This is a genomic window from Streptomyces sp. NPDC051211, assembly GCF_040689505.1.
Classification (GTDB): Bacteria; Actinomycetota; Actinomycetes; order Streptomycetales; family Streptomycetaceae; genus Streptomyces.
The window spans coordinates 22,751-36,860 of the sequence record NZ_JBFBAV010000049.1 but is presented as its reverse complement, the minus strand read 5'-3'; the positions used below and the strand labels follow the sequence as shown (position 1 = coordinate 36,860).

12 protein-coding genes are annotated in these 14,110 nt (G+C 73.6%); 6 read left to right on the top strand and 6 right to left on the bottom strand.

Features of this window, described 5'->3' with window-relative positions; genetic code table 11:
- Positions 1–32: 32 nt before the first annotated feature.
- Positions 33–221, bottom strand: a complete 189-nt coding sequence (locus AB0447_RS31445) for a hypothetical protein (RefSeq protein ID WP_366480261.1) — start codon at positions 219–221, stop codon at positions 33–35.
- A 457-nt stretch (positions 222–678) separates the two neighbouring features.
- Here AB0447_RS31445 and AB0447_RS31440 point away from each other — a divergent pair, with 457 nt between their 5' ends.
- The gene (locus AB0447_RS31440) at positions 679–2,661 is read left to right on the top strand and encodes an AAA family ATPase (RefSeq protein WP_366480276.1); all 1,983 of its coding nucleotides are present in this window, start codon (positions 679–681) and stop codon (positions 2,659–2,661) included.
- A gap of 189 nt (positions 2,662–2,850) precedes the next feature.
- On the opposite strand, the gene AB0447_RS31435 is transcribed toward AB0447_RS31440, so the two are convergent.
- Both AB0447_RS31435 and AB0447_RS31430 read right to left on the bottom strand, forming a co-directional pair.
- Entirely contained in the window at positions 2,851–4,071 is a 1,221-nt protein-coding gene (locus AB0447_RS31435; protein WP_366480260.1) for a Cmx/CmrA family chloramphenicol efflux MFS transporter, read from the bottom strand.
- A gap of 94 nt (positions 4,072–4,165) precedes the next feature.
- Positions 4,166–4,834, bottom strand: coding sequence for a hypothetical protein (locus AB0447_RS31430; protein ID WP_366480259.1), 669 nt, complete (start codon positions 4,832–4,834; stop codon positions 4,166–4,168).
- Positions 4,835–4,995: 161 nt separating this feature from the next.
- Here AB0447_RS31430 and AB0447_RS31425 point away from each other — a divergent pair, with 161 nt between their 5' ends.
- Positions 4,996–5,682: a copper homeostasis protein CutC gene (locus tag AB0447_RS31425; protein ID WP_366480258.1), complete on the top strand. Its 687-nt coding sequence runs from the start codon at positions 4,996–4,998 to the stop codon at positions 5,680–5,682.
- Positions 5,683–6,064: 382 nt separating this feature from the next.
- Here the strand turns inward: AB0447_RS31425 and AB0447_RS31420 are convergent, their stop codons facing one another.
- Both AB0447_RS31420 and AB0447_RS31415 read right to left on the bottom strand, forming a co-directional pair.
- Positions 6,065–6,331: a DUF4031 domain-containing protein gene (locus tag AB0447_RS31420; RefSeq protein ID WP_366480257.1), complete on the bottom strand. Its 267-nt coding sequence runs from the start codon at positions 6,329–6,331 to the stop codon at positions 6,065–6,067.
- 7 nt (positions 6,332–6,338) lie between these two features.
- The gene (locus tag AB0447_RS31415; RefSeq protein WP_366480256.1) at positions 6,339–6,713 is read right to left on the bottom strand and encodes a hypothetical protein; all 375 of its coding nucleotides are present in this window, start codon (positions 6,711–6,713) and stop codon (positions 6,339–6,341) included.
- A 186-nt stretch (positions 6,714–6,899) separates the two neighbouring features.
- Here AB0447_RS31415 and AB0447_RS31410 point away from each other — a divergent pair, with 186 nt between their 5' ends.
- The 4 genes from AB0447_RS31410 to AB0447_RS31395 all read left to right on the top strand — a co-directional run bounded on the left by AB0447_RS31410 (position 6,900) and on the right by AB0447_RS31395 (position 13,782).
- Positions 6,900–7,793: a MurR/RpiR family transcriptional regulator gene (locus tag AB0447_RS31410; protein WP_366480275.1), complete on the top strand. Its 894-nt coding sequence runs from the start codon at positions 6,900–6,902 to the stop codon at positions 7,791–7,793.
- Positions 7,790–8,713 carry an N-acetylmuramic acid 6-phosphate etherase gene (gene murQ, locus AB0447_RS31405; RefSeq protein ID WP_366480255.1) on the top strand — a complete coding sequence of 308 codons (924 nt, stop codon included), beginning with the start codon at positions 7,790–7,792 and terminating at the stop codon, positions 8,711–8,713. Before AB0447_RS31410 ends, murQ begins: the two co-directional genes overlap by 4 nt.
- Positions 8,714–8,792: 79 nt before the next feature.
- Positions 8,793–10,343, top strand: coding sequence for a PTS transporter subunit EIIC (locus AB0447_RS31400; protein ID WP_366480254.1), 1,551 nt, complete (start codon positions 8,793–8,795; stop codon positions 10,341–10,343).
- A gap of 115 nt (positions 10,344–10,458) precedes the next feature.
- Positions 10,459–13,782, top strand: coding sequence for a S8 family serine peptidase (locus AB0447_RS31395; protein ID WP_366480253.1), 3,324 nt, complete (start codon positions 10,459–10,461; stop codon positions 13,780–13,782).
- Here AB0447_RS31395 and AB0447_RS31390 read toward each other — a convergent pair.
- Positions 13,764–14,006, bottom strand: coding sequence for a hypothetical protein (locus AB0447_RS31390; RefSeq protein ID WP_366480252.1), 243 nt, complete (start codon positions 14,004–14,006; stop codon positions 13,764–13,766). The two genes, AB0447_RS31395 and AB0447_RS31390, sit on opposite strands and share 19 nt — an antisense overlap.
- Positions 14,007–14,110: the final 104 nt, after the last annotated feature.

The following is a 14,110-nucleotide window of genomic DNA, read 5'->3' as shown; positions in this document are numbered from 1 at the left end:
GGATCGCAGCGCGTGCCGGGGAGGCGCGGGGGTCAGCGACGTATGACGCCCGCGTCTTCCGCGTATTCGCCGAGGAGGACCACGCTGAAGGCGGTCGCGGCGAACACCCTGGCGGCGCGCAGCATGCCGCCGACGCGGTGCCGGGGGTGGATGTCGGAGGTGGTGGCGGTGGCGCCGCTCGGGCGGCCGCCCTGGATCGGGGTGAAGGTTGCGGTGCTCATGGATCCATGGTCCCGATCCGGCCCGCTCCGCACATCGCTCCCGGGAGCGAATCCCAGGGCTCTCCTTCTACTACTCCCGACCCATGCGGAGACCCGCCGCCTCTGCCCAAGGTCTGACACTCCCGGGTATGACACCCGCACGGACCCCTAGGGGGCGCCGGAAAAACCGGTCGCGCCGCACCGGCGCCGTGACTACAATTCCCGCTCTTGCCGCCTCCGCCGCCATCACCGGGGAGTGCCACCGTCCGGTCGGAACCGGACGGACCCAGCTGGTTCAGTTTCCGGTCCATGAGCAGGAGGCAGTTCCGTGCCCGCGCACGTCCCCGACACCGCCGACACCGCCGACACCGCCGACACCGCCGACACCATCGACGGAGCCGATACCGCCGCCCCCGCCGCCGATCCGCTCGGCCGGGAACGCGCCCATCTCGCCGCGTCCCGCGCCGCGCTCCGCGCGATGCGCGAGGACGTCGAGTCCCTCGACATCCGCGACGTCACCGCGAACTGGGTCAACGCGATCGTCCTGCAGGCCCAGATCGACGACCGGATCAAGGCCCTCGCCGACCTCGCCCACACCCCGCTGTTCTTCGGCCGCCTCGACTACCTGCACGCGCCCGGCGCCGAGCTCGCCGAAGGCGCCGAGGGCGAGCAGTTCTACATCGGCCGCCGCCACGTCCACGACGCCGACGGCGACCCCATGGTGATCGACTGGCGGGCGCCGGTCTCCCAGCCCTTCTACCGCGCCTCCAAGGCCGACCCGCAGGACGTCGCGCTGCGCCGCCGCTTCGGCTACACCGGCGGCGAACTCACCGCCTACGAGGACGAGCACCTCTCCGACCCCGCAGAGGCGGCCGCCGTCTCCAAGCTCCTCCAGCAGGAGATCGAGCGCCCCCGCGTGGGCCCCATGCGCGACATCGTCGCGACGATCCAGCCCGAGCAGGACGAGATCGTCCGCTCCGGCCTGGCCGGCTCGGTCTGCGTGCAGGGCGGCCCCGGCACCGGGAAGACCGCCGTCGGCCTGCACCGGGTCGCCTACCTGCTGTACGCCCACCGGGACCGGCTGGCCCGCACCGGCACCCTGGTCATCGGGCCGAACCGTTCCTTCCTGCACTACATCGAGCAGGTGCTGCCGGCCCTGGGCGAGCTGGAGGTCAAGCAGGCCACCGTCGACGACCTCGTCGCCCGCGAAGGCCTGGAGGTGCGGGCCGCCGACGCCGCCGAGACCGCCGTGGTCAAGGGCGATGCCCGGATGGCCGAGGTGCTGCGCCGCGCCGTCCGCTCGCACGTCACCCTCCCGACCGAACCCCTGATGGTGGTGCGCGGCTCCCGCCGCTGGCGGATCCCCGCGTACGAGCTCACCGAGATCGTGGAGGAGCTGCAGAACCGCGACATCCGCTACGGCGCCGCCCGGGACGCGCTCCCGCAGCGCATCGCGCACGCCGTGCTGGTCCGGATGGAGCAGGCCGGCGAGGCACCCGACGACCGGGTCCAGGACGCGGTGGCCCGCAACGCGGCCGTGAAGGCGGCGGTCAAGGCGGTCTGGCCGGCGGTGGATCCGGCCAAGCTGGTGCTGCGGCTGCTCGCCGACCCCGGCTTCCTCGCCGAGCACGCCGACGGGATCCTCACCGCCGACGAGCAGAAGCTGCTGCTGTGGCCGAAGCCCTTCCGCAGCGTCAAGGCGGCCAAGTGGTCCCCGGCCGACCTGGTCCTGATCGACGAGGCCGCCGACCTCGTGGAACGCACCCACTCCCTCGGGCATGTGGTCCTCGACGAGGCCCAGGACCTGTCCCCGATGCAGTACCGCGCGGTCGGCCGCCGCTGCACCACCGGCTCGGCGACCGTCCTGGGCGACCTGGCCCAGGGCACCACCCCGTGGGCCACCCGCAGCTGGGCCGAGGCCCTGGCCCACCTGGGCAAGCCGGAGGCCGTACTGGAGGAGCTCACCGCCGGCTTCCGGGTGCCGCGCGAGGTCATCGCGTACGCCTCCCGGCTGCTCCCGGCGATCTCGCCGGGCCTGGCACCGGTCTCCTCGGTCCGTGAGACCCCCGGATCGCTGCTGGTGGAGGCCGTCGCGGAGGGTACGGAGCTCACCCCGTCGGTGCTCGCAGCCTGCCGCGACGCGCTCCGCCACGAGGGCTCCATCGGCCTGATCGCCGCCGATGCCCGCATCCCGGTGCTGGCCGAGGCGCTCCTCGCGGCCGGTCTGCCCTACCTGTCGCCGGGCGAGGAGACCACCGCCGAGTCCCGGCTGACGCTGGTGCCGGCCTCGCTCGCCAAGGGCCTGGAGTACGACTACGTGGTCCTGGACGAGCCGGCCGCCATCGTCGACGGCGAACCCGACGAGCGCACCGGCCTGCGCCGCCTGTACGTCTGCCTGACCCGGGCCGTGTCCGGCCTGACGGCCCTGCACGCGGCCCCGCTGCCGGAGGCCCTGGCCTGACGGCCCGGGCAATCGCCCCACCGCGACACCCGCCCCGGTGTGGGCATTCGTCCCGCAGGGCGGGACGGGTGGGCACACCGGGACCACCGGCGTGCAGCCGCCGAAACGCCCGCACCCCCGCCGGGGCAGGCGCCCCCTGGGCCCGCGCCCCCTCGGCCGCGCCCCGCTCCGTCCCGGCGGCCTCGACGCTCAGGCGCGGGCGCCCTCGGACTCGGTCCGCGCGCCCGGGGTGCCCGAGGAGGCGACCACCCGGGCCGCCGTCCGCGTACGCCGGTCCAGCCGCAGCGCGATGACGGCCAGGCCGATCGCGGTGACCGTCATCGCCGCCCCCGCCCAGGCGGTGGCGGCGAAGCCGTGGCCGGCGTCGATGACGGTGCCGCCCAGCCAGGGCCCGCCGGTGTTGCCCAGGTTGAACGCGGCCGTGGTGGTCGCCCCGGCCAGGGTCGGGGCGGCGCCCGCCACGTTGAACATGCGGGCGTTGAGCGCCGGGGCGGTGAAGAAGGCCGAGACACCGATGAGGAAGGACAGGCCGACCGCCGCCACCGCGGCGGAGGCCAGCAGGGCGAGGGCGACCAGGAAGACGGTCGAGCCGACGATGCCCCAGATCATCACGCCGAAGAGGTGGGCGTCGGCGACACGCCCGCCGATGGTGGTGCCGATCAGCGCGCCGACCCCGAAGAGCCCGAGGATCCACGGCACCCAGCCGGACTCCAGGCCCGCAACGTCCGTGAGCAGCGGGGCGAGGTAGCTGAACGCGCAGAAGACGCCGCCGGCCGCGAGCGCGGTGACGCCGATGGACAGCCAGACCTGGCGGTCGCGGTAGATGCGCAGCTCACGGGCGAGGGTCGGCCGCTCGGCGGGCAGCGGAATGCGCGGTACCCGGGCGAGGATTCCGGCCAGGGCGACGGCGGAGGCGGCTCCGACCGCCCAGAACGCCGACCGCCAGCCGAGGTGCTCGCCGAGGAAGGCGCCGAGCGGCACCCCGAGGACGTTGGCGATCGACAGGCCGCCGATCATCACGGCCATGGCGCGGGCCCGGGCATCGGCGGGGACCATCGCGATGGCGACGGCCGCGCCGACCGCCCAGAAGCCGGCGCAGGCGAGGGCGGAGACCACCCGGGAGGCGAAGAGCAGCTCGTACGAGGGGGCGAGCGCGCCCGCGACCTGGCCGAGCCCGAAGAGGGTGATCAGGGAGATCAGGGTGGTGCGGCGGGGCAGCCGGAGGGTGGCCACGGCCAGCAGCGGGGCGCCGACCACCATGCCGATCGCGAAGGCGGATATCAGCAGGCCGGCCTGCGGGATGGTGACGTCCATGTCCTCGGCGATCGGCGGGAGCAGCCCGGAGAGCATGAACTCGCTGGTGCCGAGTGCGAAGACGGACAGGCCGAGGATGTAGACGGCCACGGGCATACGGGGTCGTTCGGCGGCAGCGGGCATGAATGGGATCAACCCCGCCGAACGCGATCTCATTCCCCGCCGTCTTCCCGCCCGCCTTGCGGCCGTCTCAGACGGTGGCCCCGGGCGGCTCGGTGAGGGTGGCCAGCTCGGCGGCCAGATTGCGGCGGGCAGTGCCTTCCCAGTGGGCGGTTCCGTAGGGCGTACGGAAGAGCCGGGGCAGGTCGAGCAGCTGCCGGAGCACGGCGGCCCGGCCGGACCGGAAGGCATCCTCCGGTACGAAGCGGTACTCCTCGCGGACGGCCGCGACGTACGCCGCGTACGCGTCGACCGCGCCGGCCAGGACGGCGAGGTCGGCGTCGCACAGCACCTCGCCGTTGGTGTCGCCGGGTGCGGGGTCGTGGGTGACGGTGAGCCGGACCAGCCGGGCCACCTCGGCGGTGCGGGCGGCGTCGATGCCGAGCTCGGCCAGGGCGCGCTCGGCGAGGGCCGCACTGCGCTCCTCGTTCTCGGACCGGTCGGGCCGGTAGACGGCGTCGTGGAACCAGGCGGCGAGCCGGACGGCGGCCGGGTCGGCGGCGTGGCCCGCGAGGGTGTCGACGTGCCGGAGGACGGCGTCGAGGTGTGCGGTGGTGTGGTACCTGCGCTGCGGTTCCGCCCAGGCGGCGAGCAGGCGGGCGCCGTAGGGGGCGGGGTCGCGCGCCGCGCCCGCTTCGGCGGCGGTCTCGTTCCAGGCGGCCGCCAGTCTCTGCTCGAGCTGCGCGATGTCGGTGTGCATGCGGTCATTGTGCTGTGGCGGTGTGGGTCGCATGCGGGGCGGATGTGCGGGTGGCGTGATTGTGCTGGTGAACCGCGGCCGGGGACCCGTACCCTGGATATTGGACTAGACCTATTTTCGAATACCGACCATACCGACAGCTTTCCGAAGGATGAGGTCAGATGAGCAACCGTGCAGTCCTGGAGGTGATCGCCCTCAACGTCGAGGACGCGGTCGCCGCCCAGGCCGGTGGGGCGGACCGCCTGGAACTGGTCACCGACATGGCTGCGGACGGGCTCACGCCGCCGCGGGAGACCTTCGCGGCGATCCGTGCGGCCGTGGACATCCCGCTGCGCGTCATGCTCCGGAAGACGGACGGCTTCGCCGCCGGTGACCCGTCCGTCTTGCTCGCGGAGGCGCGGGCGTTGCGCGCGGAGGGCGCGGAGGAATTCGTCCTCGGCTTCCTGACGCCGGACGGCACCGTCGACCTTGCCGCGGTCGAGGCGGTCGTCGCCGAGCTGGCGGGCTGCCGCTGGACCTTCCACCGGGCCATCGACCGGGCCGCCGACCGCGACCAGCTGCGGAAGACCCTGGCGGACCTGCCCGGCCTGGACACCTACCTGACGGCCGGTTCGGCCGAGGGTGTGGACGCCGGCCTGCCGGTGCTGCTGGCGGAGGCCGCACGGCGCGGCGAGCCGGGGTACGGGGCGCAGATCCTGGTCGGCGGCGGGCTGTCGCTCGGCCACCTCCCGGCGCTGCGCGCGGGCGGCATCGACGCGTTCCACATCGGCGGCGCGGCCAGGCCAGAGGGCTGGGGCCGACCGGTGAGCGCGGCCGCCGTCGCGGAGTGGCGCACGGCCCTTTCCTAACCCGCCGTTCCGCCCGCCGGCCCCTTGCCAACACCCGGCCCGGCCCGGCGGCACTCGGGCCGGCTGTGCGCAGCCCTCCCCGCCCCGCCGGGCGGTACCCCCAGCCCCTCCGGCGTTTGAGGAGCGGGGTCTGGGGCGGAGCCCCAGTTCGGGAAGGGGCGGGGAGGGGAACAGCTCCGCGCAGCGGCCTCCACCCCACCCCGGCTTCGCAGCGGGTCCGGGTTCGGGTGCGGCGCCGTTGCCGGGGGCCGGCCCCCGGACCCCCGCGCCTCAAACGCCGGCGAGGCTGGGGTGGCTCAAGCACCGGCGGGGCTGGAAATGCCGCTGCGCGGCAATCCAGCGCAAGGGGACGGCGGGGCCGGAGGGCGCGGTGGGAGGCGGGTCAGGCCGGGCGGCCCTTGGGGCGGCGCAGGCCGGCCCCGGTCAGGCGCCGGACCAGCTCCTTGCTGCCGACCTCGATCGCGCCCGCCGCCACCGCATCCGCGTACCGCTCCGAGGGCACGTCGTAGTGGTCCCGTTCGAACGCCCGCGGCGGACAGCCGATACCCGCCGCGAAGACGTGCAGTTCCTCGTACGACACATCGCTCACCAGGTGCGACCACATGCGGCCGTGGCCGGGCCAGGTGGGCGGGTCGATGTAGACGGTCAAGGGCGGATCACCGGATGCCCAGGACGGGGCCGAGACCGCCGACGGACGCCACCTTCACGCCCGCCTTCCCGCACACCCAGTGCGGGTCCGGCCCCAACTCGGGTTCCACGTCGAGCGCGTGCGGGTCGCCGTGCGAGCACACCGGGCACAGCGGCCAGCGTCCGTACTTCTCCAGCAGGGCGTCCTGCACGTCCTGGGCGACGAGTCCGGCAAGGTAGTCGACCCCCTCGGGCCACTGCTCCACCCACCAGCGGCGGTGCGTGACCGAGTCCTCGACGAGGGAGACGACATCGGCCTCGGCGACCTCGCCCGCGACGAGATCGGCGAGTACAAGAGCGCGGGCGGCGTGCAGCGCCTGTTCCAGAGGGGTCGCGTGGTCCATGGGCCCATTGTGGCCCCGGGTCCCCCATGTGCAGAAGGTCCCTTTCGAACAGAGCCTCATGGCTCCTTGACGCCCCCATCCGCTGAAAATACCTTTCGAAGCGTGAGCGCATCTCAGAAGGAAACTTTCAGCCATTCGGCGGCAGCACCGACGACACCAGCTGCACCGGCCCCCGCGCCCGCCGCGCTGCGGGCCAAGGTGCGCAGCCTCGCGCCCACCATGACCCGGTCCGTGCACGCCGTCGCCCAAGCCGTCGCCTCCGACCCGGCGGCCTGCGCCAAGCTCACCGTCACCGCGCTCGCCGAGCGAACCGGCACCAGCGAGGCCACCGTCGTCCGCACCGCCCGCCTCCTCGGCTACCCCGGCTACAAGGACCTCCGCCTGGCCCTCGCCGCACTCGCCGCCCAGCAGGAGTCCGGCGCCGCCCCCGCCGTCACCGCCGACATAGCCGTCGACGACCCCATCGCCGAGGTGGTCGCCAAGCTCGCCGCCGAGGAGCGCCAGACCCTCGCCGACACCGCCGCCGGCCTCGACCACGCCCAACTGGCCGCCGCCGTCTCCGCCCTGGCCACCGCCCGCCGGATCGACATCTACGGGGTGGGCGCCTCCCACCTCGTCGCCCAGGACCTCGCCCAGAAACTCCTCCGGATCGGCCTGATCGCGCACGCGCACGGCGACCCCCACCTCGCCGTCACCAACGCCGTGCTGCTCCGCCCCGGCGACGCGGCCGTCGCGATCACCCACTCCGGCTCCACCGGGGACGTCGTCGACCCGCTCCGCACCGCCTTCGAGCACGGCGCCACCACCGTCGCGCTCACCGGCCGCCCCGGCAGCCCGGTCACCCACTACGCCGACCTGGTCCTCGCCACCTCCGCACCCCGCGAGACCGAGCTGCGGCCCGCCGCCATGTCCAGCCGAACCAGCCAGCTCCTCGTCGTGGACTGCCTGTTCGTCGGCATCGCGCAGCAGACGTACGAGACGGCCGCCCCCGCCCTCGCCGCCTCGTACGAGGCCCTCGCCCCCCGCCACCGCGCCACCGCGCCGTCCGGCAAACGCACCCCCCGCCAGGAGTCCCCATGACCGCGTACGCGGACCTCCGCGCCCAGCTCGACGCCCTCACCACCGAGGCCTTCCGCCCCGAACTCGCCGAGATCGACCGGCTCCCCACCCTCGACATCGCCCGCACCATGAACGCCGAGGACGCCGCCGTCCCGGCCGCCGTGGCCGCGCAGCTGCCGCAGATCGCCGCCGCCATCGACGCCATCGCCGCCCGGATGGCCCGCGGCGGCCGGCTCGTCTACGCGGGCGCCGGTACGGCCGGCCGGCTCGGCGTGCTCGACGCGAGCGAGTGCCCGCCCACCTTCAACACCGACCCCGCCGAGGTGGTCGGTCTGATCGCGGGCGGCCCCTCCGCCATGGTCACCGCCGTCGAGGGCGCCGAGGACTCCAAGGAGCTGGCAGAGGCCGACCTCGCCGCACTGGGGATCACCGAACTCGACACCGTGGTCGGCGTCTCCGCCTCCGGCCGCACCCCGTACGCGATCGGCGCCGTCGAGTCCGCCCGCGCCCGCGGGGCGCTGACCGTCGGCCTGTCCTGCAATGCCGGTTCGGCGCTGGCCGCGGCCGCCGAGCACGGCATCGAGGTGGTCGTCGGCCCCGAACTCCTCACCGGATCCACCAGGTTGAAGGCCGGCACCGCCCAGAAGCTCGTCCTCAACATGCTCTCGACGATCACGATGATCCGGCTCGGCAAGACCTACGGGAACCTGATGGTCGACGTCCGCGCCTCCAACGAGAAGCTGCGCGCCCGCTCCCGCCGCATCGTCGCGCTCGCGACGGGCGCACCGGACGAGGAGATCGAGGCCGCACTGACCGCCACCGGCGGCGAAGTCAAGGACGCCATCCTCGTCATCCTCGGCGAGGTGGACGCCCCCACCGCCGCCGGACTGCTCTCCTCCTCCCAGGGCCACCTCCGCGCCGCCCTCGCCCGCACCCGCTGACCGCACCCGCCGACCCACCCGTCGACCCACCCGTCGACCGCATCAGCACCCCACCCGCCGACCCCAAGGCACCCACACCATGGCTACAGACAAGAACCGCGCCACCGCCGCCGCGATCCTCCCTCTCGTCGGCGGCCCGGACAACATCTCCTCGATCGCGCACTGCATGACCCGCCTGCGCATCGGCCTGCACGACCGCACCTTGGTCCAGGACGAGGCCCTGAAGGCGCTGCCCGCGGTCCTGGGCGTGGTCGACGACGACACGTACCAGATCGTCCTGGGGCCGGGCGCCGTCGCCCGGGTCACCCCCGAGTTCGAGGCCCTCGTCGCCGAGGCACGCGCGACCGCCCCCGCCCCGCCGAACCCCGCGCCCCCGGCGTCACCGGCAGGAGCGACAGCCCCGCCCCCGTCCCACCCGGTGACCGCGGACGAACTGGCCGCCCAGGGCGCCGCGTTGAAGGCGGCCCGTAAGGAGCGGAACGCCACCCCCTTCAAGCTGTTCCTCCGCCGGATCGCGAACATCTTCGTCCCGCTGATCCCCGCCCTGATCGGCTGCGGCATCATCGCCGGCCTCAACGGGTTCATGACCAACATGGGCTGGCTGCCCACCGTCGTCCCCGCGCTCGCCGCGATGGCCTCCGGCTTCATGTCCCTGATCGCCGTGTTCGTCGGCTACAACACGGCGAAGGAGTTCGGCGGCACCCCGATCCTCGGCGGCGCGGTCGCCGCGATCATCGTCTTCCCCGGCGTCGCGAAGATCACCGCCTTCGGCATGACCCTCGCCCCCGGCCAGGGCGGCGTCCTCGGCGCCCTCGGCGCGGCCTTCCTCGCCGTCCAGGTCGAGAAGTGGTGCCACCGCTGGGTGCCCGAGGCCGTCGACGTCCTGGTGACCCCCACCCTCACCGTGCTCCTCTCCGGCCTGGTCACCCTCTTCGGCCTGATGTTCCTGGCGGGCGAGGTCTCGCAGGCCATCGGCACCTTCGCCGACCGGCTCCTCGCCACCGGCGGCGCCTTCGCCGGCCTGGTCCTCGGCGGGCTGTTCCTGCCCCTGGTGATGCTCGGCCTGCACCAGGCGCTCATCCCCATCCACACCACCCTGATCGAGCAGTCCGGCTACACCGTCCTGCTGCCCATCCTCGCGATGGCGGGCGCCGGCCAGGTGGGCGCGGCCATCGCCGTCTACTACCGCCTCCCCCGCAACGGATCGATCCGCGCCACCATCAAGTCGGCCCTCCCGGCGGGCTTCCTGGGCATCGGCGAACCCCTCATCTACGGCGTCTCCCTCCCCCTGGGCCGCCCGTTCGTCACCGCCTGCGTCGGCGGCGCGGCCGGCGGCGCGTTCGTCGGCCTCTTCAACCAGCTCGGCACCGCCTTCGGCTCCACCGCCATCGGCCCCTCCGGCTGGGCCCTCTTCCCCCTCCTGGACGGCCGCTCGGGCATGGGCGCGACCGTCGCCATCTACGCGGGCGGGCTGCTGGTCGGCTACCTGGTGGGCTTCGCCGCCACCTACTTCTTCGGCTTCACCGGGCCGATGCTCGCGGAGCTGAACGCGGACCCGGATACGGTCGTGGCCACCGGCCCGGAACCGGCCCGTCCGCAGCCGGCCGACACGCCGGCCTTCACACCCTGATCATTTCCGCCGGCTCGCTGACACACTGTCCCGTTGGCCATCTGCCCACAGACAGGAACAAGTTCAGTTGCGAGCCACATCAAGGGCCTTAGTCACCACGGGTATAGCGGCGCTCATGGCCGCCACCGGACCGCAGACCGCAGGCGCGGCCGGCGGTCCGGCCGCAGGAATACGCACGGCGCCGGCCACGGCCGGCGCCCTCAGCGCGGGCGGACCGTCCGCGACCGTCACCCTCATCACCGGCGACCGCGTCGTCACCGGCCCCGACGGAACCGTCGTACGGCTGATCCGCGCCAAGGGCCGGGAGTCCGTACCCATCTCGGTACAACGACGGGCCGGCCACACGCACGTGGTGCCGCAGGACGCCCTGCGGATGATCGCCGACGGCACCCTGGACCGGCGCCTCTTCGACGTCACCCAGCTGGTCAAGGACAAGTACGACGACGCGCACCGCAGCTCGCTGCCCCTGATCATCGGCTACCGGCAGCAGCCGGGCAGCGGTTCACCCGACCCGTCCGGCTCCGGCTCCGGCTCGGCCGCGGGCGACGACATCATCGACGGCCTGGGCGGCATCGCCCGGGAGCGCCGCGCCCTCCCCGCCATCGGCGGCGAAGCCTTCCACGCCGCCAAGTCCGGTACGGCGGACCTGTGGTCGGCGGTCACCACCACCGGCACCGCCGCCCCGGCCACCCCCGGCGCCCGCCCGTTCGCGGCCGCCGCCCCGGCCGTCGCGCACATCTGGCTCGACGGCAAGGTGTACCCGACGCTCGACAAGAGCACCGCCCAGATCGGCGCGCCGACCGCCGTGAAGGCCGGCCACACCGGCAAGGGCGTCAAGATCGCGGTCCTCGACACCGGCGTCGACCAGGCGCACCCGGACCTCAAGGGCGTCGAGATCGCGGAGAAGAACTTCACCTCCTACCCCGACGCCAAGGACCGCTACGGCCACGGCACGCACGTCGCCTCCATAGCCGCCGGCTCCGGCGCCAAGTCCGCGGGCCGGTACAAGGGCGTGGCCCCCGATGCCCGGATCATCGACGCCAAGGTGCTCGGCGACGACGGACCGGGCGAGGAGTCGTGGATCCTCGAGGGCATGCAGTGGGCCGTCGACCAGGGCGCCGACATCGTCAACATGAGCCTCGGAGCCCCGGAGCCCGACTACCGGCCGATGGACGAGGCCGTGGCCCGGCTGTCCGGCAAGGCGCTCTTCGTGGTGAGCGCGGGCAACCACGGCCCGAAGGCCAGGACCCTCACCTCCCCGGCCGGCGCCCCCCAGGCCCTGACCGTCGGCAACGTCGACAAGCAGGACGTGCTCTCGGAGGACTCCAGCCGCGGCCCGTCCGTCGCAGGCAACGTCAAGCCCGACCTCACCGCCCCCGGCACGGACATCACAGCAGCCCGCAGCACCAGCCTGTCGGACGGGCCGGGCAACGGCTACATGTCCTACTCCGGCACCTCGATGGCCGCCCCGCACGCGGCGGGCGTCGCGGCGATGCTCATGCAGCAGCACCCGGCCTGGACCGGACAGCAGGTCAAGCAGGCACTGACCGCCTCCGCCAAGCCCAGCCCGGCGCTCCACGCCTACGAGCAGGGTTCCGGCCGCGTCGACGCCGCCCGCGCCATCACGGCGAACGTGATCTCGGAGCCGGGCTCCCTCGGCTTCGGCACCCAGGCGTGGCCGCACGGCGACGACAAGCCGGTGACCAAGACCCTCACCTACCGGAACCTCGGCACCAAGCCGGTCGCCCTCAGCCTGTCCATCGCCACGGCCACCGGCGCGGGCCGCCCCGCCCCTGCCGGCATGTTCACGCTGAAGGACACCAAGCTGACCGTCCCGGCCGGCGGCACCGCGAAGACCAGCGTCACCGCGAACACCAAGGCCGGAACGGCCGACGGCACCTTCGGCGGCACGGTCCTCGCCTCCGGCGACGGCCAGGCCGTACGCACCGGACTCGTCGTGGTCCGCGAGGTCGAGTCGTACGACCTCACCCTCAAGCACCTGGACACCAAGGGCGAGGCCGCCCCGTACTACACGACGGCCGTGTTCGACCCGGCCACCCACGAGCGCCACGAATCCGTGCTGAGCGCCGACGGCACCCACACCCTGCGCCTGCCCAAGGGCACGTACGCGGTGGAGAGTTCGGTCCACGGCAATGCCGGCGACATCGCCGCCTTCGTCCAGCCCGTCCTGAACCTCACCAAGAACACCACCGTCGCCCTCGACGCCCGCGCGGCCAAGCCGGTCGCCGTCACCACACCCGACCCGGCCGCCCGTCTCACCGGCTACACCATCGGGTACGGGGTCCTGAACTCCGCACTCACCGGCGCCTGGTACGGAACCGCGCAGACGGTCCTGCGCACCGCCCACCTCGGCCCCCCGGCCCCGGACCTGAAGGCCCAGTTCAGCGGCGTGTGGCAGGCCCCCAAGGGCGCCGAGTACCGCCTCGCCTTCAACCGCAAGGGCAGCTGGTTCACCGGCCTGGCCCACCGCATCACCAAGGCCGAGACCGCCGAGGTCAAGGTCTCCGTGGCGGCCTCGGTCACCGGCGCCAAGGGCACGCTCACCGCCACCCCCATCGACCCGAGCGGCAACTCCGTCGGCGCACCGGAGCCGACCCCGCTCAGCCTGCCCCGGACCACCACGCAGTACGTCAACGCGGAGGCCGGCCTGCGCTGGATCTGGAACGTGCAGCAGCTGAACGCCGCGGGCGAACCCCGCATCAGCTACGGCACCACCCCGCAGGCGTACACCGCAGGCAAGGCACGCACCCTGCGGTTCAACACCGGCGTGGTCGGCCCCGACCTGGCCGACCCCGAGCAGGGAGCAAGCCGCTCCGGAGACACCATCTCCGCCTCGGTGAGGCTGTTCAGCGACGGCTGGGGGCACCCCGGCGACTCCGCGATCACCAGCGGCTCCAGCCGCCTGGACCGCAACGGCGTCAAGATCGGCGAGGGTTCGGCGGGCTGGCTCAACGCCGACGTGCCGGCGGCCTCGGCGACGTACCGGCTGAGCATGACCGCCAACCGCTCCGCCAAGGACACCGCCACCAGCACGAAGGTGGCCGTGGCCTGGACCTTCACCTCGGCACGCACCCCCGAGGACCGGTCGACGGAACTCCCGCTGTCCACCGTCCGCCTCTCCCCGGTCCTGTCCCCGTCGAACACCGCCAAGGCGGGCACCACCCTGAAGGTGCCCCTGGTCCTCGCCGGCGCCGCGGCCAAGCCCGGCGCGCTCGCCTCCCTGACGGTCAAGGTCTCGTACGACAACGGCACCACCTGGACCACGCTGCCGGTCACCACGGACGCCCAGGGCGCCCGCTCGGTCAGCCCCGCCCACCCGGCAACGGCGAAGGCCGCGTCCTTCCGGATCGACCTGAAGGACAAGGCCGGCAACACCACCACCGAAACCCTCACGAACGCCTACCTGCTGGCCCCCTGACGGGGCTGCTGTCCCACCCGCTCGTGCAGTACGGCGGCCAGCCTGAGCGCGGTGTCCAGGTTGCAGCGGCCGAGGTCGACCAGGGGCAGGCCGTACGTACCGGCGGCCGAAACCTGGTCGACCCCGAGCGACGGAAACAACACCCCCACCCCGTCCAGCGCGGTCTTCAGCTGCGCCACGGCTTCCTCGGCCGCCTGGACCCGCTCCTTCGGCGTGAGCACCACTACATGCCACCTTTCCACTCTGCGTATCCGGCTTCTGCACACAGAGTGGCGACGGGCTCGCTAGCCTTCAAGAGCGGACACCGCAACAACCGCACCTGTTGGTC

Bases quoted from the DNA above. Each gene is read 5' to 3' on its own strand.
- AB0447_RS31445 (WP_366480261.1), bottom strand. From the start codon at position 221: ATGAGCACCGCAACCTTCACCCCGATCCAGGGCGGCCGCCCGAGCGGC.
- AB0447_RS31440 (WP_366480276.1), top strand. From the start codon at position 679: ATGCGCGAGGACGTCGAGTCCCTCGACATCCGCGACGTCACCGCGAAC.
- AB0447_RS31435 (WP_366480260.1), bottom strand. From the start codon at position 4,071: ATGCCCGTGGCCGTCTACATCCTCGGCCTGTCCGTCTTCGCACTCGGC.
- AB0447_RS31430 (WP_366480259.1), bottom strand. From the start codon at position 4,834: ATGCACACCGACATCGCGCAGCTCGAGCAGAGACTGGCGGCCGCCTGG.
- AB0447_RS31425 (WP_366480258.1), top strand. From the start codon at position 4,996: ATGAGCAACCGTGCAGTCCTGGAGGTGATCGCCCTCAACGTCGAGGAC.
- AB0447_RS31415 (WP_366480256.1), bottom strand. From the start codon at position 6,713: ATGGACCACGCGACCCCTCTGGAACAGGCGCTGCACGCCGCCCGCGCT.
- murQ (WP_366480255.1), top strand. From the start codon at position 7,790: ATGACCGCGTACGCGGACCTCCGCGCCCAGCTCGACGCCCTCACCACC.
- AB0447_RS31400 (WP_366480254.1), top strand. From the start codon at position 8,793: ATGGCTACAGACAAGAACCGCGCCACCGCCGCCGCGATCCTCCCTCTC.
- AB0447_RS31395 (WP_366480253.1), top strand. From the start codon at position 10,459: ATGGCCGCCACCGGACCGCAGACCGCAGGCGCGGCCGGCGGTCCGGCC.